Annotated in this window: 16 protein-coding genes and 1 pseudogene; 11 read left to right on the forward strand and 6 right to left on the reverse strand. The window is 65.2% G+C overall.

The genetic code is table 11. The features are described from left to right. Positions 1–8: 8 nt before the first annotated feature. Positions 9–467, reverse strand: coding sequence for a hypothetical protein (locus WA640_RS06335; protein WP_335986717.1), 459 nt, complete (start codon positions 465–467; stop codon positions 9–11). A 464-nt stretch (positions 468–931) separates the two neighbouring features. Between WA640_RS06335 and WA640_RS06340 the strand changes: the two genes are divergently transcribed. Together WA640_RS06340 and WA640_RS06345 are read left to right on the forward strand one after the other, a co-directional pair. Further along, positions 932–1,444, forward strand: coding sequence for a hypothetical protein (locus tag WA640_RS06340; protein WP_335986718.1), 513 nt, complete (start codon positions 932–934; stop codon positions 1,442–1,444). A gap of 93 nt (positions 1,445–1,537) precedes the next feature. Further along, positions 1,538–1,915 carry a hypothetical protein gene (locus WA640_RS06345; RefSeq protein ID WP_335986719.1) on the forward strand — a complete coding sequence of 126 codons (378 nt, stop codon included), beginning with the start codon at positions 1,538–1,540 and terminating at the stop codon, positions 1,913–1,915. Positions 1,916–2,064: 149 nt separating this feature from the next. Here WA640_RS06345 and WA640_RS06350 read toward each other — a convergent pair whose 3' ends face one another. Then, positions 2,065–2,784 (reverse strand): hypothetical protein, encoded by a 720-nt coding sequence (locus WA640_RS06350; RefSeq protein ID WP_335986720.1) that lies wholly within the window; start codon positions 2,782–2,784, stop codon positions 2,065–2,067. Between the two features lie 83 nt (positions 2,785–2,867). Between WA640_RS06350 and WA640_RS06355 the strand changes: the two genes are divergently transcribed. Together WA640_RS06355 and WA640_RS06360 are read left to right on the forward strand one after the other, a co-directional pair. Next, positions 2,868–3,035 carry a hypothetical protein gene (locus WA640_RS06355; RefSeq protein ID WP_335986721.1) on the forward strand — a complete coding sequence of 56 codons (168 nt, stop codon included), beginning with the start codon at positions 2,868–2,870 and terminating at the stop codon, positions 3,033–3,035. A gap of 912 nt (positions 3,036–3,947) precedes the next feature. Beyond that, entirely contained in the window at positions 3,948–4,151 is a 204-nt protein-coding gene (locus tag WA640_RS06360) for a hypothetical protein (protein WP_335986722.1), read from the forward strand. 80 nt (positions 4,152–4,231) lie between these two features. Here the strand turns inward: WA640_RS06360 and WA640_RS06365 are convergent, their stop codons facing one another. Further along, a complete protein-coding gene (locus WA640_RS06365) occupies positions 4,232–5,008 on the reverse strand; it encodes an RNA ligase family protein (protein WP_335986723.1) in 777 nt (258 codons plus the stop codon). Positions 5,009–6,211: 1,203 nt separating this feature from the next. Here WA640_RS06365 and WA640_RS06370 point away from each other — a divergent pair. From WA640_RS06370 to WA640_RS06380, 3 genes are all read left to right on the forward strand, one after another. Further along, a complete protein-coding gene (locus WA640_RS06370; RefSeq protein ID WP_335986724.1) occupies positions 6,212–10,156 on the forward strand; it encodes a LamG-like jellyroll fold domain-containing protein in 3,945 nt (1,314 codons plus the stop codon). A 1-nt stretch (position 10,157) separates the two neighbouring features. Then, entirely contained in the window at positions 10,158–16,640 is a 6,483-nt protein-coding gene (locus tag WA640_RS06375) for an RHS repeat-associated core domain-containing protein (protein ID WP_335986725.1), read from the forward strand. Between the two features lie 163 nt (positions 16,641–16,803). Beyond that, positions 16,804–17,232: a hypothetical protein gene (locus tag WA640_RS06380; protein WP_335986726.1), complete on the forward strand. Its 429-nt coding sequence runs from the start codon at positions 16,804–16,806 to the stop codon at positions 17,230–17,232. Between the two features lie 140 nt (positions 17,233–17,372). On the opposite strand, the gene WA640_RS06385 is transcribed toward WA640_RS06380, so the two are convergent. Next, a complete protein-coding gene (locus WA640_RS06385) occupies positions 17,373–17,978 on the reverse strand; it encodes an SDR family oxidoreductase (protein WP_335986727.1) in 606 nt (201 codons plus the stop codon). A 22-nt stretch (positions 17,979–18,000) separates the two neighbouring features. Here WA640_RS06385 and WA640_RS28795 point away from each other — a divergent pair. Beyond that, positions 18,001–18,841: pseudogene (locus WA640_RS28795) on the forward strand (IS630 family transposase). 126 nt (positions 18,842–18,967) lie between these two features. Then, positions 18,968–19,267: a hypothetical protein gene (locus WA640_RS06390; RefSeq protein ID WP_335986728.1), complete on the forward strand. Its 300-nt coding sequence runs from the start codon at positions 18,968–18,970 to the stop codon at positions 19,265–19,267. 308 nt (positions 19,268–19,575) lie between these two features. Here WA640_RS06390 and WA640_RS06395 read toward each other — a convergent pair whose 3' ends face one another. Both WA640_RS06395 and WA640_RS06400 read right to left on the reverse strand, forming a co-directional pair. Continuing rightward, on the reverse strand, positions 19,576–20,232 hold the full coding sequence (locus WA640_RS06395; protein WP_335986729.1) for a DUF402 domain-containing protein: 657 nt from the start codon (positions 20,230–20,232) through the stop codon (positions 19,576–19,578). Positions 20,233–20,487: 255 nt separating this feature from the next. Continuing rightward, positions 20,488–21,690 (reverse strand): HNH endonuclease signature motif containing protein, encoded by a 1,203-nt coding sequence (locus WA640_RS06400; RefSeq protein ID WP_335986730.1) that lies wholly within the window; start codon positions 21,688–21,690, stop codon positions 20,488–20,490. 320 nt (positions 21,691–22,010) lie between these two features. Here WA640_RS06400 and WA640_RS06405 point away from each other — a divergent pair, with 320 nt between their 5' ends. Both WA640_RS06405 and WA640_RS06410 read left to right on the forward strand, forming a co-directional pair. After that, the gene (locus tag WA640_RS06405; RefSeq protein WP_335986731.1) at positions 22,011–23,060 is read left to right on the forward strand and encodes a glycerophosphodiester phosphodiesterase family protein; all 1,050 of its coding nucleotides are present in this window, start codon (positions 22,011–22,013) and stop codon (positions 23,058–23,060) included. A gap of 83 nt (positions 23,061–23,143) precedes the next feature. Then, the gene (locus tag WA640_RS06410; RefSeq protein ID WP_335986732.1) at positions 23,144–24,595 is read left to right on the forward strand and encodes a vWA domain-containing protein; all 1,452 of its coding nucleotides are present in this window, start codon (positions 23,144–23,146) and stop codon (positions 24,593–24,595) included. Positions 24,596–24,764: the final 169 nt, after the last annotated feature.

The following is a 24,764-nucleotide window of genomic DNA, read 5'->3' on the forward strand; positions in this document are numbered from 1 at the left end:
GGGCGTCCCTACTGGGGTGGTGTGAGTTTCAGGGCTTCGTCGGCCAGGAGGACTGAGCGGGCCAGGTGCGCGCCGCGGGTCGTCAGGTCGTAGTCGTCCAGGAGGTTGGCCGTGTCCTGGATGCGCTCGGAGGTCAGGGTGACCTCCGGATACCAGCGGTGCAAGCTCATCTCCAGCCATGCGGGGAACGGGTCGCCGGGGATCGCGGTGGCAGCCATGACTTTCTCAGCAGCCTGCTGGTTGACCTGGTGGACCAGGACCACCCAGCAGAGGTAGAACACCGCGGCGCTCGCTTGCGCATCGCGGGACGCGAGCGTCAAGTACCGGCCCTGGCACTCATCGCATTCGGCGGCCCGCGCCCGGATCAGCTTCCCGCACAGCTCCCAGAAGGGCACCTCCGAGCGCTCGAAGCGCTGCAGCAGCTCTGCCTCCACCGGGCTCGGCGCCTGCTCGTGCCGGTGCGCCATGACGGCCTCCTCAAAGATCGGCGGTCCCCGTCCTCGGCGATTGTCGCAAACCATCGGAGCGGCTCGCGCGAGCGACGAGGGGCCGTGTTCTGCCCGCGGCCCAGCGAACGGCCAGGTGAGGCACATGGAAGCGGCCCGCCTCGCCCTCGGCCTGCCGACAGGTCCGGGCCCGGCCCCGTCGTGGTGCACGCGAAATCACCGGAAAGAGGGGTTCCCCTCATGTGGCCGGGGTGTCCCAGGTGTCGTCCTCGAGGAGGCGGGCCAGCGGTGTCCTCCAGGCTTCGCTGCGGGCGCGAGCGTGGTCCTTGGCGGCGTGGCGAGCCGATCACCGGTGTACAGCGCGGGCGGTGAGGGCCCATCGCGGCCGCGGCATGCGGGTCTATAACGGACCGCGGCACCTAGTCGCAAGCGTACGCTGACAGGAAATGAACATGTTCAAAAATCTCTGATTGGTTGGGACGCACATGCCCACGCCCCGCCCCGCACCGCGCCACACTTATTTCGCCGCTCTCGCCACCGTGGCCGCGACTGTGCTCGCCTGCGGCGGATGGGGCGGCCCAGCACCCCATGAGGAAGCCCCCGCCGAGCCGGTGCACATCGACACCGTGCTCGGCACCTGGCAGGATCCGAGCGGTCGCACCATCGAATTCTTCGACGACCGCACGTTCGTTGCAGTCGGCGACACGTTCGGCCCCGGGTTCGGGCACGAGGTGCCGACCGGGGTCGTGGAAGGCGCCTGGCGGCTGTGCTCGGACCATCGAGGCTTCCACGACTGGGACGACGACGCGGCCGTCGACACCGGATGCTCGGCGACGGCGGCTGAGGGGCGCTGGATCGCGCTCGAGGACCCCGATGAGGTCGTCGAGGGGTGGATCGACGACCTGTTCTTCACTGGCGAAGGCGAGCAGCTCCAGCTCTACCCCTGGTTCATCGACGTCGGCCCTGACGAGGACGACTTCTACACGAAAGTCGACTGAAGCGATCGGCCACAGGGCCATGGCCAGTGCCGAGGTTCCGGCCGCCGCGACGCAGACAGCACCGGTACACCGATCCCCCCGAGAGGTTGCGCAGTGAAGCAGTTCTGGAAGTCGTTCCTGCTCTGGTCCGCCCTGAACACCGGCATCATCGCGGTGCCGTCACTGCTCCTTCCGCTCCTGGCGACCGGTGGGCCTGATATCGACGGGCTGGAGCTCATGGCGCACGTCGCCGCTAGAGGGGTTGTTCTGGGCGTGGGGTTCGTGGTGTTGCCGTCCGCGCTGCTCACCACGATGCGGTCCGTGACCCGTTCGAGCAGCTGGCACTTCATCCCGTATCTTGCGATGGTGCCGTACGCCGTCGCGGCCATGGCCGCCGTCGGCATCTTCTTCGGGTACCTGCTGGTGCTGCAGTTGATCAGCACGGTGGTCATGCACGGGATGATCGCGCATCGCCTTCACGAAACGGCATGATGGTGGCCTTTAGTTCTTGCCGTTCCCGGCCAGATAATGCCAGCAGTGTGAGGTCTGGGGACATGCTTGACGAAACGTTCTCCAGAGATCCTTGACGGAGTCGCATGAGATCGTTGACGGTCCCCGGACTTGCTTGACGGCCTTCGGAGTCAGAGGCTGCGGCCGTTGATGCGGTAGCTTGTCCCGGCTTCGGCGGTTCTGGGGTGGGTGGAGATCTCGGTATCGCCGTCGAGGACTCGGAAGAGGTGTTCCTCGATGATCACGGTGACGGTCCGGCCCCCGGTCGACCTCCAACTCCCGCCAGCAGTGAGGCGTTCGCCGCGCCGTCGACGCACGAGGACACTACCGCGAGCACCGCCCGACGCGCCGTCCCGGAGCACGAGGGCGACATCGGGGCCGTCGAGTGGGACGACGTCGTCGCCGCCAACGGCAGGCTGCGGCTGCCAGGAGGCAAGCAGGAGCTGAAGTTCCAGATGGCCCTCGCAGGAACACCGGTCGCCGTCTGGGCGGACGATCGCAGCATCCACATCACCCGGGACGGGCACCTGCTTCGGTCCCGTCCATCGCGTTACGCCGCAAGCGACCTGGTCAAGCTCATCGAGCACGGCGCACACCCTGCCGGTCCCGAGCCGGCCCCGAAGGCGTTGATCGACGAAAGCGGCACGGGCATCGTCGAGGTTGAGCGAACCGTCTCGCGCGACGGCATGGTCGGCCTCGGAGGAAAGCTGCTGAAGCTTCCGCTCTGGCTTGTCGGCCAGGAGGTCACGCTCCGGTTCGACCGCGATCTGCTCTACGTCATCGCCGCCACCGGACTGGTCGCCAGCATGCCCGCCGAGGTTCCAACCGAGAAGCGAGCCTGTCCGGCGCACACGCCCCCACGACGGAGACCTTGCCTCCACCCGCACCGCTCCCGAGGACCGTCCGGCGCGTCTCGCCCGGAGGCGAGGTCAGCATGGCCGGACAGCGGCTCAAGGTCGGACCGTCCTACGCGAGTCGCGACGTCACGATCGTGATCGAGGACCACCTGTTCCGCGTTCTCCACAACAACATCGAGATCGGCGCCTTCACCCGCGAGAACCCCGACAAGCCGATCCACTTCAAGACCAAACCGACCTGGTAACCAGGACATACCATGCGATTCCGGGAAGTCACGAACCTGTCAACGATTACCTGGAACTGTCAACGATCTCGTGAAGCAGTCAAGTCAACGATGTCCTGTGAACCCTCACACTGACAACAAACACCAGATAAATGGCCGGGAACCTGGATTTCTAGGTGGCCACCCTCATAGGCGCAAGAGGGCTGGGTACGGTCGCCAGCCACGGTTCAGCACCGATCATCCGCAGGCCCCTTGTCGACCGTGAGGTTGCGTGCCTGGCCAGGTGCGGGCCTGACCGATAACGCTGGCGAGCGGGGAGGCCCTGGCCGACATCGGCTACCGCGGGCCGCCGCAGGCGGTTCGCGGTGGTCCTGACCATCAAGCGCCGCGCCGCGCCACGTCCGTCGGACCGCCGGCTGCGCGCTGGTCTCCGATGCAGGACTGGGGCGCGCGAGCCGACCGGCCGTGAACCGGGCCGCGCTGCGAAGGGTAGGCGCGCCTGTGGTGATCAACGAAGCGCCCCCTGCGTGACATGTGCCGCCGAGCCCATCGGATCCGCCGCGACCAGCGGATATGGTTGATTTGTCACCGCTTCGGTCGAGCCGGATCTTCACAGGAGCGACCATTCCCAGCTAGAATGGCGCCATGAGATTGCGAGATCGACTGTTCGGGAGCATCTCCCGTGACCAGTTCGACCCACAGTCGCTGTACCTCGTCGGTACGGGCAAGGACGATCGACGCCCAGGTCGGGTCATGTCCACAGATCGGCTCTGGGAACAGCATTGGACCGATGGCCTGAGTGCCCCCCGGCTGCGGGAGGCAGGGCGCCGACGTCGGTCGAGACTCCGAACATCTGGGTACCTGGCCTTGGTGCTCTTCCAAGACGCGCCCTGGACTGAGGACGATCTTGAGCTTCTTCGCACCGCCCCCGCGGTGACTCCGCGAGCTGACCCGGACCTTGCCCAGCAGGACGTCGTCTCCTGGAACGACGAGATCATCGCACTTACACCACTCTACGTCCAAGAGGAGGGCCGCTGGTACCTCCAGGCGCACAAGCAGCGACTCCGTGCCACGGTCGTCGACCCGCGATCGGTGCGCGCCCTGCCTGATCATCTCCAGTCAGGACGCTGCGGCTAGGGCTGAACACTTCGCACCGGTCTGGCCAACCGGCCAGACCCGTGCGAAACGACCGCGACAGATGAGAACCTACGAGCGACTCATCGGCGGTTCGCCAGTTGCCGCCTGGTCTTGGCGTACTCAGCGAACCGGAATTTGACGATTTTCGAACGATCGTTCGTTCGCGCCACCAGCCCTTCGGGGGCGCCGGTTCCGGACTCGTCGATGCCAGCGCACGAGGCGGGAATGAGATCGGCCATCCATTGCTCGGTCTCGTCACGCCCGGTCGGGATGTCGTCGCCGTCGCAGGTCGCGATCGGCGGGACTTTCTTCAATCCGATGCTGTCCGCGATCTCCGTCGACACGGGAGCGAATCCCTCATGGCCGCGTTCCCGCCAGCCCGCGATCCGATCGAGGGACCAGGTCAGCACCGTCGGGGGGATGGTGCGGGCGTCGAACCATCGCGCTCCTGCCTTGGTCTTGTCGGCTGTGTACTGCGTCCAGGCGCGGCCGATTCCGGCCCCGAACACTTCGGCGTACACCACGAGAACGGTGTCGCCCTGCCACACTTCGGCGAGGCGCTCTGCGGCGGGCCGCAGCGCGGCGACCATCGCGAGGTTATCCTCCGACTGGTTGGCGAGCCGGTCACCGCGGGCGTAGAGCAGTTGCTTCCGGTTCCCGATGACGTAGTCGTTGTCAGGGAGGATGATCATTCGGCAGTTCGCACCGTCGACTTTCTCGGTGAGGAGGATGTCCTCGCCGGGCTGGAACGTCACGTTCGTTGCGTCGCCGAGCATGCCGCGTTCGCCGATGACGTGGTAGGTGGGTATCGAGGGATAGGCAGTGGCCGTGTCGAGCGCGGCGAAGTCGAGGTTCAACGTGTTTTCTTCCGGGAATGTGGAGTGTGAGAAGCGGCTGCTAGCTGTTGCGGTCCTCCACCTCGAGCCGTAAGAACCTCGCTCCCCGGTCGCGCATAAGCTGCGCGACCGGGAAGTTGTCGAGTCTGGTCCTCCGCTATCTGCGGATCCGAGGACGCCATATCACCGCCTCCGACGTAAGAACATGGCTGGATGCTCCGGAAGCATGCCGATCCTTCCTGCCCAAGTTGCAGTTTGGCCGGTAAGGCGGCGCCCCGTTGCAGGTCAGAACGATGAAACTGAGGACTTGCGCGGGCCGTGGGGACCCAAAACAGGGCAGACTGCGCCAGGCGCAGCCGGTGCTAGCCGGATGCACTTCCTGGTTGCTTGCGGTTCCTCAGGCGTGCAGCGGCCCTATAGTGGCCCCAATCTGTTCTAGACTTCCATCAACGGGTTGAAAATGCTGCTCATTGGGGACGAAGGCGGAAAATCGGCGTCCGCCTGAAAAGCGGACGCCTGCAAGAGAGCTACTGCTGGGCCTGCTGGGTCGTTGGGTTCAGGCCGGGTCGCGTGTCGACGCAATCGGTGTCTGATTGCCTTCGGGGTCGTGCCCACTGTCGATGGAGTGGGATCCGTATGCCTGTTATCAAGCTGTGATGATGTCTGGTGTTGAGTGGCCCGAGGGTAGTGGCCTCGGTCCAGAATGCGGGTGACCGCGGTGCCGACCTGGCCGTGTGCGGAGTCGAGGTTCGCCAATGAAGGCTTCGAGGGGAAGCTTCGGCGGCATTCGTGTTGAATGTTCGACATGATTCGTCCCTTTTGGTGTTGTTGTGGAGGGTGCGCTTGGTCTTGACAGGACGGTTCGGCAACCGATAGCTTTCCATACCGTTGCGGTCGGTGTTCGACTGCTCGCTGAGCCCATAACTGAAAGCGACCCCCGTGAAGCCCCACCTTCCCCCCATCACCCTTCGCGCTGTCTCCGCCTCTGGAGCCTCGGCAGCATCGGTGACCTTTCTCCGCGGTGTGCGCGACTCGAAGCGCTGGCGTGTTCCGCTGCTGGTCTTTACGGCGTCGGTTTCGATTGCGTCGGGACTGCTGGCGGTTCCTGCCTCTGCGGAGGACGGTGCCCCGGCCGCGTGCGCTATCGATGCCGGTGCGGTCGCGGAGATCGAGGGCGAGCTTGAGGCGGTCGAGCAGGCGGCGGTGTGCGGGCGGACTGTGGAGGTGACCGATCAGCGCAGCGAGTTCGGGACCGTGGTGGCGCTGCCGTCGGGGGGGTTGAAGGCGCAGATCGGTGTGGAGCCGATCCAGGCTCTGGACGAGTCTGGTGAGTGGGCGCCGATCGACACGACGCTCGAGATCGCCTCCGACGGGTCGGTGCGGCCGGTGAACATCACCGAGGAGGTGGCGTTCTCCGCGGGTGGTGCGGCGCCGTTGGCGACGGTGGACTACGGTTCGGCCGGTGTGTTCGCCCTCGCCTGGCCCGGCGAGCTCCCTGAGCCGGTTCTCGATGGGCCGCAGGCGGTCTACGCCGATGTCATGGCCGGGGTGGATCTGGTGGTCGAGGCGACCGCGCAGGGCTTCCGGTATGACCTGGTCGTGGCCGACGCCGAAGCGGCGGCCAACCCCGACCTGGAGGCGATCGTCTTCGATGTCGAGGCTACCGGTGTCGAGGTGGCCGAGTCCGCGTCCGGCTCGGTCGAGGTCAGCGTCGACGGGCAGGCCGAGATGGCCTCGGGTGAGGCGCTCATGTGGGAATCGCCCGCCGGCAGCGACGGGACCGCGACCGTCCCGGACCTGACACTGATCACCGACACCCCGACCGATCCCGATCAGGAGGTTGCGCCGGTCGATGTGGCTCTGGAGTCTGCGGACCTGGTGCTGCGCCCGGACCTGGAATTGTTGCGCGGGGCGGACACTCGCTACCCGGTGGTGATCGACCCGCAGTGGGATGGCGGCATTCAGGACAACCTGTGGGGACTGGTGAACACCAAGTACCCCGACTCGACGTTCTACCGGGGCAAGAACACCTCGGGCGACTACTTCATGTCCAACACCAGTACCTATGGCAACGCCGGGGCCGGGCAGACCTGCGATTCCTGGTCGGAGTTGACCTGCTACTCCAGCACCTACGACATGCGGTCGATGTTCCGCATGGACACCGACACCATCACGCAGAACGACTACCGGGTCCCGAGCAAGGGCGTGTTCAAGATCGTCCAGCGGCATTCGGCGTCGTGCTCGAACGGGGCGGCGCGGATCTACCGCACCGGCGGCTACAACGCGGACGACACTTGGAACACCCAGCCGTCGTGGAACGAGTACGTGGCAATCTCCTCGGCGAACAACGGCGCGCTGTGCGACGGGTCGGCGTACGTGTCGTTCAACGTCACGAGCATGGTGCAGATGGCCGAGGACAACGAGTGGGCGAACCTCACCCTCGGATTGCGGGCGCCCGATGAGTCGCCCTCGCCGGATCTGCTGCAGTGGAACCGGTTCGACTCCTACACCGCGGTCCTGGAGATCACCTACGACGTCATCCCGTACACGGTCACCAAGCTCCAGCTCAACGGCGCTTCATGCACCGCAGTGTCGGCAGACACCCCATGGATCACCGACCGGACCCCGGAACTGAGTGGCCTGGTGCGCTCCTCCGATGCCACGGTGAAGTGGACCATGCAGGTCAAGGAGTCCGGCTCGAACGAGACGCCCTTCTACGAGTACACCTCCGGGGCGCTGACTTCAAACTACCGGCAGTCGAGAACGGTGCCGACCTCACCGGTGCTGGGGGACGGTGTCTACTACTGGCATGCCAAGGGCATCAGCGCCACGAACAGCTCACTGACGTCGTCGTGGTCCTCGCCGTGCCGGTTCAAACTCGACGGCACCAAACCCTCGACGCCGAGCGTCACACCCGGGGCCGAAGCGCCGTACGCGGTCGGTGACACGCTCTCGCTGACGCTGCAATCCACCGACTCGACGGTGAACGGCGTGTCCTCAGGGATCGCGCGCTTCGAGTACTCGTGGCAGACGAACACTTACGACCAGTCGCTGGCCTCGACGGGAACGGCGACGCTCACCCGCGCGAACTTGACCGCGGGGCGGCACGTGCTGTACGTCCGCGCGGTCGATGCGGCCGGGAACGCCTCCGACGCGAAGACGTACACGTTCTTCGCAGGCAACGACATCCCGGCGACTCCCATGGCGGCCTGGCGGTTCGAAGGCGACACCGCCGACGACACCGGTGAAGGCCACCACCTCACCCTGGCGGCCGGGGACGCGGTCGCCTACACCACCGACCGCGACGGCCGTCCGAACTCGGCCCTGGCCCTGGACGGTGCGACCTGCCTGCACACCGGCGACGGCGTGATCTTCACCAGCGGCGCCTACTCGCTGACCGCATGGGTGCGGCTCGACACGGTCGACAACACGACCGAGCGGCCGCTGGCGCAGATCGGCGACAGCGGCGCGGGCTTCCAAGTGTGGTACTCCGCGAGCGCGAACCTGTGGTACTTCTCGGTCCTGGACGCCGACCAGAACTGGTACAGCATCGGTGCCGCACCCACCGCAGCGCTCGGTGAATGGGAGCACATCGCCGCCACCTACGACCCCGACGCGCAGATAACCCGCCTCTACCTCGGCGGGACCCTCGTCGCCGAGCGAACGGCCGCATTCACCCCTTGGAACGCCGCCAGTGATTTCGGGGTCGGCTGCAAACCCGACGCCTCAGCTACGACCGCGGTCAACGGCGCGATCGACCAAGTCGGCGTCTGGCAGGGCCTGCTCACTGACGCCCAAATCCAGGCCGCGATGACCGACCTGCCCGGCGCGAGCGTCCAAGCAGACTGGACCTTCCGCGACGACGGCACCGACGAGTCCGGCCACGGACGGAACCTCGACACCGACGGCCTGACCGTCGGATCGGACCCCTACCACCGCCCCTCCGGATCGGTTGAGCTGGACAACTCCACGTGCCTGGAGTACCCCGAGCCGGTCGTCAGCACGGACCGGTCGGTGACCATCGCCTCCTGGGTCAAGTTCGATATTTCCGGCGAATCCGACACCATCGCAGCCATCGCAGGCGTCAACAACGCCGCGATCGTGCTCCGCAAACTCACCTCCGACCAGATCCAACTGCGGATCACCTCCAGCGACAACCTCGAAGACGGCACCGCAACGGCTCCAACCGTGTACTCGCGGACTACCGCGGCTGATGCGCCACTGAGCCCGGGCGAGTGGTACCACGTCGCCGGGACTTATGATGCCGCTGCGGGCACGATGAGCCTCTATCTCAACGGTGTGCTCGCCTCCACCCGGACCGTCCCGGTCGATCTGTGGCGTGCCGAGGGGCCGACACTGATCGGCTGCAACGGCCGCACCTCCGACGGCTACCGCACCGGCCACCTCAAAGGCGCGCTCCACGGCCTCAGCCTCTGGCGCGGCGCCGTCGACGCCGCCCAGATCGCCGGACTCATGGGCAACCCGCCCGCCGAGATCGCCGCATGGTGGGACTTCAACAGCTTCCAGTCCGATCCTGAGATCCCGGTCGATCCAACCGCGGACGTCTCCGGCAACGGCCATGGATTGACGTTCTCTGAAACGGTCGATCCGTACACGATCGGTTGGAACAGCGAGCTTGACAACGCGCTCGGGTTCGACGGCACCGCGTTCGCCCAGACCTCGGGGCAGGTGATTGACACCGATGCGTCGTTCACCGTAGCCACCTGGGTTCGCGCCGACAGTCTGGCCGCCGACGGGGTCGCAGTGAGTATCGCGGGCGAGAGCCGGGGCATGATCACGCTCAAGTATTCGGCGGCGAACGCAGCCTGGCAGTTCGCTGCCCCGCCGACCAGCGAATACGGATGGCGGACCGCAGGGTTCGCCGCGACCCCCGTCGCGGACGACTATACGTTCCTGGTCGGTGTGTTCGACCTCCTGAAGAATGAACTGCAGCTCTATGTGGACGGAAAGCCGGTCGCGACCAAGAGCGACGTGGTCCTGCCCGCGTCGACAGCGCCTGTCGTGATCGGTGCTGAGGGCAATGCGGACGGCACCATCCGCAACGGCCTCATCGGCGCGGTCGACGACACCGTCATCTGGCAAGGTGCCCTGGACTGCCGGGAGATCGCCACAATCGTCGATCCGCAACTCCCCGAAGAAGTGTGCTGACATGCCCGACCGCTCCACCTCCTCGATAACTCTGCACCAGCTTCGGAGGATCTCAATGCGCTTGCCTTCGTGGCAGAACCGGTCCCGCGTTTTGCTCGCGATGACGGCTGCGGCAACCGTACTCACGGCCGGCCTGACCTCCGGCCCGGCCTGGGCAGCAGATTTCCAGCGGGATGCGCAGACGTTCTCCTCCAGCTCGGTATCGTCCGTCGGGTCCGCGGAGTCGGCCTTCGAAGACAGCGCTACGAACTGGGGTGGCGGTGGGGCCGACGCCGCCGAAGGCTCTGGTCAGTGGACGGCTACCGACCTGTCTTCGGCCGGTTCCTGGTCCCAAGGCGGCTCGTCGGGCTCCTACAACTACTCGTACGCTCTGCGGGTCCCGCCTGCGACGGGCCCGACTCCGAGCCTGTCCCTCTCCTACTCGTCGGCCTCCCATGACGGGTTGACCTCCGGGACGAACAACCAGGCCTCGTGGATCGGCGACGGCTGGGGCTACTCACCCGGCTTCATCGAACGCACCTACACCGGATGCGGCTCCGAAGCTGAGCAGGACGGCAACAACGGCACCGATCAGACCGGCGACCTCTGCTGGGACGGCGACTCCCCGTCCATAACCATGGCGCTGGGCGGCATCAACACCGCACTGGTCCTCGATGACGAAAGCGGCACCTGGCGCGCCGCGGGTGACGCGAACTGGCGCATCGAGCACCTCGGCAGCGCGGCCACCGCCTCGACAGCGACGAGCGAGCAATGGAAGGTGACCGGCAGCGACGGTACGCAGTACTTCTTCGCAGCCGACCCGGTGAACAACGGCTCGCGCTGGACCGTACCGGTCTTCGGAAACCACTCCGGGGAGTCATGCTACAAGTCCGGGGACTTCCCCGGATCCCGATGCAACCAGGCATACCGATGGATGCTGGACAAGGTCGTCGACCTCAACGACAACATGACCCGCTACGTGTACGGCACCGAGACCGGATACTACTCGCCTGCCGCCGACAGCACCGAGAACGCGGTCGCGTTCACGCGATCCGGCTGGATCAAGCGGATCGAGTACGGTCTGCGCAGCGACGACTCTGCCGTGACCGCAACCGGACGAGTACAGTTCCTCTCCGACCAGCGGTGCCTGTCCGACTGCTACACGACATCCGGAGACCCGAAGTCCTCGAACTGGCCCGACACACCATGGACCCTCGACTGCGAGACCGGGACGGGTTGCGAGCAGTACGCGCCGGTGTTCTTCTCCACCAAGCGCCTCGGTGAGGTGATCGCCGAAGTCTGGAACCCGGCCACGGGCGTATTCGACACCGTCGACTCCTGGGAACTCACCCATGAGTTCAAGGACTACGGGGACAACTCCCAGGTCGTACTCTGGCTCGCGGCGATCCAACACACCGGCCATGTCGGCGACGGCGAGATCTCGACTCCGGCAGTCGAATTCGGTGCCCAGTTCCTTCCCAACCGAGTTGACGACGGCTCAGCGGACCCGATGATCTGGCGGCCCCGCCTGACCTCGATCAAGAACGAGACCGGCGCCGTCACTACCGTCAACTATTCCGAGCCCGACTGCGGCGAAGGCGATCTGCCCACTGTCGAGGAATCGAACTCCCAGCGATGCTACCCGGCGCAGTGGATCCCCGAGGGAACGTACAACGCCGTCGACGCCTACTTCCACAAGTACGTCGTCACCTCCGTCGCCGAGACCGACACCACCGGCGGAGCGGACACCGCTTGGACCTACTACGAGTACTCGACCGCCGGGGGCGGCATCGACGTCCTCTGGGCATGGAACGACTCCGAATTCACGCCTGACGATCTGCGCACTTACAGCCAGTGGCGCGGATACGCCCAGGTCACGACCCTGACCGGCGATCCCGCTGACCCAGGTCCTCAGCTTCGGAGCGCCTCCCGCTACTACCGGGGCATGGACGGCCAGCCGCTGCCCGGAGGTGGCGAGCGCGACGTCGCGCTGACGAGCACGCAAGGCGATTCCGAACCCGACCATGAAGCCCTCGCCGGACAGGTGTGGGAGCAGATCACGTACGACAACACCACCGTCATCGGTTCGACCGTCACTCGCTACTGGACGAAGAACACGGCCACCAGATCCCATGACGGCGGGGACCTGAAGGCCTGGATGACAGGGCCGGATGAAGTCCTCGCCCGCACCAAACTCTCAGCCACCTCCTGGCGCGAGACCCGTGCGACCACCACGTACGACTCGAAGGGCCGTGCAACGGAGGTCAGCAACGAGGGCGACACGGGCCAGTCCGGCGACGAAATGTGCACGACGACCGAGTACGTCGACAACGTCGACAAATGGATTCTCGATGCACCCTCCAGGATCGAGACCGTGGCCGTTGACTGCGGCACGACTCCGTCTCGACCCGGCGATGTCCTCAGCGATGTCCGTGCCTACTACGACGACAATGCGTTCGGAGAGGAACCCGACTTTGCGCGGATGACGAAGTCCGAAGCCTTGGACCGGTGGGACAACGGCCCGAAGTACGAGACCCTGGCCGAATCCGCCTACGACGACCTCGGACGTGAGATCAGCTCCACGGACCCACTCGGCGCCGTCACCACGACCACCTACACCCCCGCCGGGGCGGGCCCGGTCACCGCAGTGACCACGACGAACGCGCTCGGCCACGTCGACTCGATGACCCTCGACCCGTCCTGGGGATCGGTCACCTCCGCCACCTCTGCGGCAGGCCGCACGACCACGATCACCTACGACGCGATCGGCCGGTCGACCGCTGTCTGGTACCCCGGCCAGGACGCGCCGACCGAAGTCCCGAACCTGAAGTTCACCTACAGTGTCTCCGACACCGCCCCGAGCACCACCACCACCGAGACCATGATCTGGGACCAGACCTACCTGACCGAGATCAAGATCTTCGACGCTTTGATGCGGCCCCGCCAGACCCAGGCCGAGACCTACGGCGGTCGGTTGATCAACCAGACCGAGTACAACTCGTACGGGCAGGTCGTCTACTCCTCCGGCGCCAACTTCAACAACGAATCCGGTCCCACCGGCAATCTGGTCCGCATCTCCCGGTCCAACGACGTCGCGCGCACCGAGTACGTCTACGACACCGCCGGCCGCGTGACCGCTGAAGTCTTCGTCGTCAAGGACGAGGAGCAGTGGCGAACGACCACCGCATACGGTGGCAACGACGACTACTGGCAGACCACCGTCACCCCGCCCGAAGGCGCATCGGCGACAGCGACGCTCACCGACGCGCAAGGCCTCATCGCACAGGCGCTCCAGTACCACGGCAATGCCCCGACCGGCGATCCCGACACCACCTCGTACACCTACACGCCGATGGGCCTACTGGAGACGGTCACCGACCCGTCCGGATACGAATGGACGTTCGACTACGACCTGCGCGGCCGCCAAGTGGCCGCTAACGATCCCGACACCGGCACCACCACCACGGCATACGACAAAGCAGGCCAGGTCCTCTCCACCACCATGATCGGGGACCCGAACACGACCGACGACGACACGACGCTCTCCTACGACTACGACGACCTCGGCCGCCAGATCAAGAAGTGGGAAGGCACGGGCGAGGACAGAACGCTCCTGTCCGAATGGGTGTACGACACCGCCTCGAGCTACGGCAAGGGCGCGCTGCACAAGTCGATCAACTACGTCGACAATCAAGCCTGGGTCCAGGAGTACCGCCGCTACGACGTCACCGGCGGTCCCACACAGGTCCTGACCACACTCCCCGCCGCCGCAGGCGGCCTTGCAGGTTCCTACTACGAGGCGTTCACTTACAACCCCGATGGCAGCATGCGGACCTCGGTCGGCAACGCCACCGGCGGCCTGAAGGCCGAGACCATGACCTACGGGTACGACGAGATGGGTCAGCCCGACCGTGTCTCGGGCACCAGCGCCGACTTCGGCACCGGCACCATCTACGTCGACGACGCCGTCTACTCCCCGTACGGACAACTGCTCCAACGGCGCCTCGGCGACCCCGCCGACGTCGGCGGCACCTCCGGCCAGACGTGGCAGACATGGATCTACGAAGAGGGCACCGGCCGGCTCGCCGAGTTCTACTTCGACAAGGACACCGCCGGCGAGTTCGACGGCACCAACTACGGCATCGCCGCACTCTCCTACGAGTACGACGACGCCGGGAAGATCCTCTCCATCACCGACCAGCCAGTCCACACCTCCGACGCCCTCCAGCCCGAAACCCAGTGCTTCCAATACGACTACCTCAACCGCCTCACCGAAGCCTGGGCCCAAGCCGGAGCGACCGAATGTGCTGACACCCCGACCGACGCGTCGGTCGGAGGACCGGGCGCCTACTGGTCCTCCTACGAGTACAACCTCGCCGGGAACCGCACCAGCGAAACGCACTGGACCACGAGCGGCCGCTTCACCGACACCTACACCTACGAGCAGGGCACCCACGCCCTCACCAACGTCGCCACCACTGAGAACGGCGAAGAGAACACCAACTTCACCTACAACGCGACCGGATACACCACCTCCATCGACCGCGGAGCCAGCGGCGGCGACCTGACTTTGCTCGACTGGAACTCTGCAGGCCGCCTGGCCACTTCCACGAACGGCGAAAACGTCACCCGGTTCTACGACGACGCCGACGGCAGTCGGCTCGTCCGCAAGGACCCCAACGGCGACATCACCGCCTGGGTCGCCGGCTACGAACTCCACTACGACGCCGCCGCAGGTACCAAGGTCGCCACGCGGTACTACACCCACGGTGGTTCCGTCGTCGCCCAACGCGTCGGCCTGGGAGACATCCTCTTCCTGTCCGGCGACCATCACGGCACCGGGCAGTGGATCGTCAACGGCGGCACCCTCACCGCCACCGTCCGCCGCTACGACCCCTTCGGCAACGAACGCGGCCTCACCCTTGGCACTTGGCCTGACGAACGCGGCTTCATCGGCGGCATCGACAACGAGACCACCGGCCTGACCACCATCGGCGCCCGAGAGTACGACCCGACCTTCGGTCGCTTCGTATCGGTCGACCCAGTCGCCGACTACACCGATCCGCAGCAACTCAACGGCTACGCCTACTCCAACAACAACCCCGTCAACCTCTCCGATCCGACCGGGCTATGCGCGACCGGACCCAGCGTCATCCCTGGCACCTGGGAGGGTCCCTGCGCCGGATCTGGACCGAGCACAGGTGGCGGAGGCAGTGGTGGAGGCTCGTCCAATGGACCTACTGCAATCGCGGCTAGTGACGATGGCACAATCTATGGTGAGCAGTACTCAGATGGCGAAGGCGGTTGTGTCTACTTCTTGCAAGGTGCTGTAGGTGTGCCTTGTGATATGTGGCAGGGAGATCTTCAGGAACTCGTTGAGGAGATCGAGGAATATCTTTATGATATTGGTGAAAATCCCGACGTTGTTACTGAAATGTTCGACCCAACTCAAATTGCGTGGGCGACAACTGACCTATGTTTCGGTGGCGACTACTACGCGAATGTGGTCGACAATTGCCAGATGGACTATCTAGAGACACTCGATGATCAGAGGATGATCCTGGATCAAGCCTGGGCGATGGATGCTGCGGAGAGTAACCATATGGCTGCAGCTTGGATTGCCGATCTCTCGGGCGGCATTCTCCAGGCTGGAAGTGCATCCTTTTCGATGCCGTGGGTGAAGACGAACACTAGTCTGCGCACCTATTTCCGAAGTTCATGTAAGTCCTTCGAGGCTGGCACGCTTATCCTAATGGCTGACGGCTCGAAGAGGCCAATTGAAGAAGTCAATGCAGGTGAGAATGTTCTATCCGTGGACATGCTTACTGGAGAGACTACTTCCTCTGCGGTCCTCAACACCTTTGCGACGCCTGAGCAAGTTAGAAGCCTAGTCACTATCGGCGTAGACGCGAACAACGATGGTCGAACTGACAGCGAGATTCTAACAACCCAGGGTCACGCTTTCTGGGCTGTTGACGTCGAAGAGAACCCTCGGTCAGGCGATACTGGTACTTGGGTTAACGCCGGAGATCTGACAACTAATTCTTGGATCAAGACCTCCTCGGGAACCTGGAGTCCCGTTACTGCGGTCACGGCGCTGGCTGCGCCCCAGGAAACTTTCAACCTCAGCGTAGCCGAGACGCATACTTACTTTGTGGCTGCTGACGACGCGGCCCTTCTAACTCACAATTGCATGTGGGACTTGGATTCTCTTGCGTCTAGCGCGCTGAGGCCTGACAAGAACGGTCTTACCGTCGCAGGCCGCTCGTATCAAAAGCATATGAACCGTGGTGACCTTGATCAGGTTCAAGGACGAAACCTCAACTCGACGGGACAGGATCTTCTTGAGGACATTCTCACGAATCCGGGAACCAAAGTTGAGCAAGTCAATTCAGGCAACTTCGCTGGCGGGGTACGATTCATTATGCCGGGGAAAGATGGCGGACGCGGTTACGGCGCTACATTCGATTCAAATGGTGTGTTCCAGTACTTTGGGAGGTATTAGCGGAATGAGACTCGAGCCTTGGAATGCTAGCCCTCTCGACAATAGTCTCGGAGAATGGGCTAAACCAATACTTTTGAATACCGTAGTATTGGTGCGTTATGTTTCACCTCTAGGGGAGGACTGGCCCTCAGGGCATCAAGCACGAGGCACTCACGAGGTTGACATGGCGGTTCAGTTTCAAACTCAGGACGATCGTTCGCTGATCTTTAGTTGGTCGATGAACGGAATCGAGGAGGGTGTCGCCCTCGAGCAGAGAATTCCGGGCGAAGCTGATGACGGTCTTTTCGGTACTCCAGTCGACGTAAGCCAGGTTGATGATTGGAATCGTCTCATTCCAATCCGAGTGTTCGGGCTTGAACCGGTTTGGCACATACCGAACGAAGGTGCGAAAAGGTCACCCTGTGCATTCCGTGTACTGGTCGATGAGGGGCGCGAGCTCGTGATTTCGCTTGGGAAGATTGAAAATGGGCGTCCAACGTACATCCCGGATAGTTTGTTGGTCTTCTTTGACCCGGCCAAAGCCCGGGATTACTTGGCGTCGCTTAATTCAATTGTTGGTAGCGGATTACTTGGAGCTGGTTTCAGGCCGTAGTCGTTTCCGGTTCTCCAACTCGGATGGGTTGTATCAGGCGGAAGTCTGTATGGGAGTTCCCTCGAGAAGAGGACATGATTTCGCGTTATTGACAAGTCACTCAACGGTGTCCACAGTTCAATGGATTCCTAGCGACGCGTTCACCAGGGAAAGTGTGTGCCGTCGGGCAGCACGCAGGCTCCGTGATCGGCGGGCCCGAGCTGTTCGATGCGGTCGGCGACGCCCGGAATCGCCTCATCGAGCGGGGTGGCTTTCTCCGCGTGGTCGTTGAGGTCGGTGCGCAGATATCCGGGCCACAACGCCGCTACCACTTGGCTGGTGTCGGTCAGCTCCACCGCGATCATGCGGGTAAGCGCGTTGAGCGCGTACCGGCTGGCGATGAATGCATGATTCTCGGTGCGGCTCAGATCGCCGAGCGCTCGGGTCGGCATGGTGATGTTGACGAGCCGTGCAGCTGGGCGCAGCAGTGGCAGAAACCGCTGGGCTACCAGCAGCGGGCCGACCGTGTTGACGCTCAGCAGGTCGAGCATCTGTTTCCCGTCCACATCGGCGAGTCTGGCGCTGTGATGAAGGATCCCGGCGTTGTTGACCAGCAGGTCCAGCCCGCCGCATCGTGAGGCAACCAGCTCGCCTGCGGCGTCGATGTCGCGCTGTGACCGTACGTCCAGGGGTATCACCTCCAGCCTGTCGGTGGCCTGAGCGGCGAGTGCCGGGGCGCGGCCGGGATCACGGACTGCAGCGAACACCCGGGAAGCGGGTGCGGCGGGGATCTTCGGGGTCTCGGCGAAGTCGATCGGGCGGTGGAGGGCCCGCCGGGAAGCTGATGGCGCCGAAGGGCTCCGGTCGCAGAAGACCGGCCGCAAGACCGGGTCGGGGCGGTTCCTGAGCGAGTCCGAGGAGGCCGCGGTGCGCCAGACGATCCTGGACTTCACTCCCGAGGATCTGGGCCTGGGCGGGCTGTTGTGGACGACCGGGAAGGTCCATGCCTTTATCAAGGCGCACTTCGGTGTCCGGTTCTCCCACGGCGGGAGGTGCAAGCTGCTCGACCGGCTCGGCCTTTCCTTCCAACGTCCCGACCACCGCGCCCGCGAGGCCGACCCTGAAGCGATGGATGCCTGGACGAATAGCGAGTTCCCGGCCATCCGGGCCAAGGCCGAAGCCGAGGACGCGGTGGTCATGTTCGCAGACCAGGTCGGGGCGCGTTCGGACCATCTCTCGGGTCGCACGTGGGGCGAGCGGGGCAAGACGCCGGTCCTGGCGCGGACGGGGAAGCGCTTCGGACTGAACGCGATGAGCGCGATCTCGACCCGGGGCAAGCGGTACTTCACGATCTTCCCCGGGAAGTTCGACGCGAGGACGGGAGTGGGTCACCGCCAGGGCCGACGCGATCGAGCTCCATTTCCTGCCCTCCTACGCCCCGCACCTCAACCCCGACGAGCTGGTCAACGCCGACCTGAAACGCCAGCTCGCCGACAAGGTCATCACCACCAGGGAAGAGCTGGTCGCCGAGACCCGCTCCGTGCTCCGCAGTATCCAGAAGCAATCAGAGCGCGTCGTCGGCTACTTCCAAGCCCGCTACACCAGATACGTTCTGGACACCGTTGAGTGACTTGTCAATATTTGAAGTGTATGCATTCGATTTTCATGCTCGACCGACGATCGGTACTAACTTGGTTTTTATCCTCGCCTCCGTCTGCCGGGGGCTCCACCTCACCTGAAGTGACTGCGTCGCTTCGTGCTGGCCGACGGCTTTTATGGTGTGGCGATGGATGGTTTTGACAGGGAGATCGAGCGAGCCGTGAACCGGGCCGGTGGGACCGCGCTTGGACTGAATCTGGTCGCGGTTGTCCTCGTGGCGCTCACCGCACTCGCCATGGCCGGACTTGGCAACAATGGCGCCTCGCACATCGAGGCCGGCTCAGCAATCGCTGCGTTCGTCGCCGCGGCCCTCCTCCACGGACTGGCGAGGCTGGTCCATCTGAACGCCATGCAGCTCATGGAGATCTGGCGGCAGGGTAGCCGCTCTGACCACTAGTGATCTCTAACCAGCGGTGCTGGTTAGGTGTCCCCGGTTGAACGCAAGTGAAGCCCTTGCTCGATGATTCTTGTTGCGACACAAGGAATCACAAACAGCAAGGGCTTCGGTTGTCTATTCTTCCCGATGGCGGGCTCGCTGATGCCGCGGGGTCGTTGGCGGCGTTCCGCGCCGGGTTCTACGGGTGCATGACCGCTCGACCTGATGCGTGAGGGACCCGACCACACCCGATCCTAGACACCTCGACGCCCGGCAGGCGTGATCGAAACGCATCCGGTTGCGCGATCTCCCGCAAGCCGAAGCGCCCGTCAGCGGACGATCGCGGGAGGGAGGGCCGGGACATGGTGATCCCACAGCGGCGGCAGCACCGTCGGCTCCCATTCCGAGTCCGGCTTGAACTCGGTCAGGGTTCCGTCAAAGGGATACGCCCCGGCCTCGATCAACGCGATCACGCGTTCGCCCTCGGCCCTGATCGGGGCCGCTTCCTCCACCGACCAGTAGTCGGGATGGCCCGTCCGCTCGGCGAACTCGTCTTCGTCCTTCCAGTTCCATGACCGATCGGGTCTCACCCAGATGTCGAGCACCAGGTCGGTCATGTCGATGCCGCCCGACCATCGCCGCGAGGGCGTCTCCAAGTTCACATACCAGCCGAAGAAGACCCCATCGGCGTCAAAGAACCACCAGATCGAATGCGAGGCGCCCGGCGGGGTGAGCCACAGGACATTGGTCCCGGCCCACCGCCCCGGAGACAGCATCGTCGGGACCACGGCCAGCTCGTCGACGCTGAACTTGCGGACACGCTCGCCGTTCAACGTTGTTCGCCACATGACCTGCGATCCTTCTGCCGTCCAGGTCATCAGTCCGCGGGCGTCGTCGGCGACGACCCGCGCCGCCATCGCTGAGGTGATGCGGCCATCGTGATGGATGTCCCGGCGGAGGACTGTCTGTCCGGCCTGAAAGCTCATGGCGCAGAGCCTAAAACAGAGAGATCCTTCAGCTACCCAAGGTCGGACGCGTCCCAAACTTTCCGCCCGAACCCGTCCCGGCACGGATCGAGCCAGGCCGAGCGCGATCCAAACTTTCCGCCCGAACACTGCGACCCGACTTTCCGTCGATCAGCGTCCATCGATGTCTCGCCGCCCGCACTGCGACCCAAACTTTCCGCCCGAGCGCGTCCCAAACCACCTGTCGAAATCAATGTAGTTGGGCGTAATGGGTCCCTAGCAGGCGTGATCAACTTTGTTTTGTTGTTTGATATTGTGTATGTGGATGCGGCCATGATGAAAGCGGCAGAGGAGGATCAGGTTGTCGGCGTTGGTGTCGCCGCCGTCGGCCCAGTGGGTGATGTGGTGGGCTTCGGTCCAGGCGACCGGCCTGGTACAGCCGGACCAGGCGCACCCTTCCCGCTGCTCCAGTTCGAGCTTGCGGCGCAGGGCCTGGTTCGGGAGGCGGGCGGCTCTGCCGAGTTCGATTGCCTCGCCGGTGGCGTAGTTGAAGACGCCGGGGATGATCCCGGCTTCGCAGGCGAGGTAGCGGGCCTTGGCGACTGAGATGGGCTGGCCCTCCAGGAGGGGAGTGCGGCCGGTGTCCTTGCCCTGCAAGGTGTCGATGTCCACCATCAGGTCCAGGGTGGCGGTGTGGCCGTGGCGCTTGACTGCGTCGGGGCTGGTGCCGTAGCCCGCCAGGAGCTGGTGGAGGGCTTCGGCGTGCCGGTTCGGCTGGGCCGGAAGCACACCCTCACTATCGGCCTCGTCTTGGCGCGGGGGCGGGCAGGCGGTCTTGAGGTACTTGTCGAGGAGCCTGCCCGTGTCGCCTGAGAGTTCGCCGGAGAGGGCCCACATGCCGTTGTCGGTCTCGGCCAGTTCGATCCATTGGAGGGACTGCTCGCCGAGGGAGTCGAGGAGTTCGGACTCTTCGGCGAGGTGGGCGGCCAGTTCGTCGAGGTGCCGTTGGAGGTCTTTGAAGGGGGCGTGGGTGCAGTACTGGGCGATGAGGTGTTCCGGTGTCGCGCAGAGGGTGTCCGCATCGAAGGGGGAGGGGACCGGGGTGCGGAAGGGGGTGAGGGCGAACAGGCGCACCGCTGGGGTCCGGTCCAACTGCCGCACCGCGTAGGCGACCTGGTCGATCCTGGCCTGCCCCGAGACGGCTGCTTCGACCAGTGCCCGGAACTTGGTGGAGAGGCGGGCGATGGCCGCGATGTCCGAGGCAGTGCGGTGGGTGAAGTCGAAGGTGGAGACGAGCCAGTCGCGCAGGGCTGAGAAGCCGAAGGCGGTGCGGTGGAGGTTCGCCTGCTTGGCGTCGATGACCGCGGCGAGGACCTGGGCGTACTGGGAGTTGACCACCGAGGCGGCGGTGTCGAGGAGGGTCCGGATGGTCTGGGCCTGGTCGCTGCTGCTGCGGGCTTGGATCGTGTTGGTCGCCATCGGGATCACCCCCTCGCCTGTCGCTGTTCTCGAATCTCTCGCCTGTTTCCGTCTGCCTGTTCGATGATCGTGCTTCAATTGTGACTCTGTGTGCTAAAGTGCGTCAACACCCAGAAGGGTGATCTTTGGTGAGGAAGTTTCACCCAGCCCCACCCGAACCACCCGCGGACCCCAAGGCCGCCAACCCAACCCAAGCGCAATGGGACCTCTTCGTCGCTGCCCGCTCTAACCAGGACCCAATGCGACCCGCAGGCTGAAACGTCACCAGCCAGCAGGCCGCAATTCACCCACCCGTCAGTCCGAACCTCCAGGCTGAGGCGATGAGACGTTTGCTCACCGCTGGCGCGGTGGCGGTCGTGGCCGCCTCCGCGCTGTTCATCGCCATGCCCTCGCCCGCCGACGCGCACCCGAAGCGCGACTTCGACCTTCAGGCCCACCGCGGCGGGATCGGCCTCGTCGTCGAGAACACCTTGCCCGCGTTCGCGAACGCCCTCGAACTGGGTGTGTCCACGCTTGAGCTGGACGTGCAGATCACCGAGGACGGCGAAGCTGTCGTCACCCACGACCGCAAGGTCTCCGGGGCGAAGTGCCTCGACACGGCCCCGGCGTTCGCGGGCGACCCCGAGTACCCCTATGTCGGGAAGTACATCACCAACCTGACCCTCGACCAGGTCCGCACGCTCGACTGCGGGTCCCTCGCGCAGGCGGCCTTCCCCGGGCAGGAGCTGCACCCGGGGGAGCCGATGCCGCTGCTGTCGGAGGTCTTCGGCCTGGTGCGCGAGTACCGCGCGAACGGCGTGAAGCTAAACATTGAGACGAAGGTCGAAGCCGGTGCGCCGCAGGAGACCGCGCCGCGCGAGGCGTTCGTGGAGACGGTGGTCGCCGAGATCCGGGAGGCCCGGATCGGCCGACAGGTGACCATCCAGAGCTTCGACTGGGGCGCACTGATGCTCATGGGCGAGACCGCGCCGGAGCTGCCGCTCGTGGCGCTGACGAACATCGACTTCCTCCAGACCGGGAAGCCCGGGGCGTCGCCGTGGCTGGGCGGCATCGACATCGACGACTTCGGGGGCGACCCGATCGCGGCGATCGACTCGTTCGGCGCCGACGCGTTCTCGCCGGTCCACGGGTCCCCGCAGAACGGCAAGGTGGGCGACGCGGACTACGTGCCGTACGTGACCGAGGCGATGGTGGACCACGCGCACGACTACGGCATCAAGGTGATCCCGTGGACCGTCGACGACGAGGCGACCATGCGCAAGCTCATCGACGACGGGGTGGACGGCATCATCACCGACTACCCGGACGTGCTGCGGAACGTCATGCAGGACTACGGGTTCAAGCTCCCGAAGCGGTACCGCTCCTGCTGACCGCTCGATTACGGTTCGGCCACAGGCGGAACCGGGACGCGCGCCGGGCGTCTCATGGGGGACCCCTTGAGAAGGAGACCCCCATGAGACGCCTCATCGCCATACCCGCCGCGGCCCTGCTCGCGTTCGCCGCCGCCTGCTCCGAGGACAGCGGCGAAAGCGCCACGACCGCGGACATGTCGGGCCAGGCCGCGCCGGGCGCGGTCGAGCCCTACGACCCCGACGCGGAGATGTACGAGGTCAACGAGGCCGTCGACCCCTCCGAGGAGCCCGAGTCGACGTTCGCCGTCGACGTCGACACCGCGTCCTACGACTACGCCCGGCGGGCCCTGCTGGACGGCGAGCTGCCGCCGCAGGACCAGGTCCGGCCCGAGGAGTTCGCGAACTCGTTCGACTACGGGTACGAAGAGCCCGAAGGGAACGGCTTCTCGGTGCGGTTCGACCGCCAGGAGCTGCCCGACTGGTACGACTCCGGGGACGCCTCGGAGGTGCTGCGGGTCGGGCTCCAGACGCGGACCGTCCCGGACGAGGAGCGCGCGGACGTCAACCTCACCTTCGTCATCGACGTCTCCGGTTCGATGGAGGGCGACCGCATCCAGATCGTGCGCGACTCGCTGACGATGCTCGTGGGGCAGCTGCGGCCGACCGACTCGGTCGCGGTCGTCACGTACGAGACCGACTCCGACGTGCTGCTGGAGATGACCGAGGTCGCCGACGGCGACGAGATCCGCGACGCGATCGACGACCTCGAAGCGCGCGGGTCCACGAACATGCAGGCGGGCCTGGAGGACGGGTACGAGCTGGCCGCGGAGTCCTTCGACGCGGACCGCGACAACCGGGTGATCCTGCTGTCGGACGGCGAGGCGAACGTGGGCCTCACCGAGCACGACGCGATGCTGGAGGAGATCGGCGGCGAGATCGCCGACGGGATCACGCTGCTCACGGTGGGCGTGGGCGACTCGTACAACCAGGAGCTGCTGGAGCAGCTGGCGGACAACGGGAACGGCTGGGCCGTGTACTTCGCGTCCGAGGGCGGGGCCGAAGAGGTGTTCTCCGAGCGGCTCACCTCGACGCTCGGCGTCGCCGCGGAGGACGCGAAGGTCCAGGTCGTGTTCGACCCGGCCACGGTCGCCGACTACCGGCTCATCGGGTTCGAGAACCGGGCGCTGGACGACGACGAGTTCGAGGACGACTCGGTCGACGCGGGCGAGGTCGGGCCCGGCCACGCCGTCACGGCGCTGTACGCGGTCACGCCGACCGGCGAGGCGGGGGAGTACGCTTCGGTCGCGGTCCGCTGGACCGACCCCGAGACCGGCGAGACCGGGGAGGCGTCGGCCGAGGCGGCCGTGGACGCCGATGCGGGGCTCGACACCGCGCTCCTCGCGGCGGCGTTCGCCGAAGTCCTCCGCGGCTCCGCGTCGTTCACGTGTGCGGATCTGCTCGACGACGCGGAGGCGCTCGCCGCCGCGAGCGACGACCCCGATGTGGACGAACTCGCCGACCTGATCGCGATCGCGGCCGAACTCGGCGCGTGATCCCGGAGGGGCCGGGCGCCGCGTCCGGCCCCTCCCGATCGAAAATTGAGCGCCGCCGCCTCCGGCCGCTAGCCGCGCGGCCGGACTTGCAGCGCATCGCGTGTTTTCGCAGGCCCCAGCGTTTTTGAACACGTTCGGAACACACCTTCCGAGGCTTGTGAAAGCTTTC

This window comes from Glycomyces sp. MUSA5-2 (assembly GCF_037034145.1).
GTDB classification, from domain to species: domain Bacteria; phylum Actinomycetota; class Actinomycetes; order Mycobacteriales; family Micromonosporaceae; genus Glycomyces; species Glycomyces artemisiae.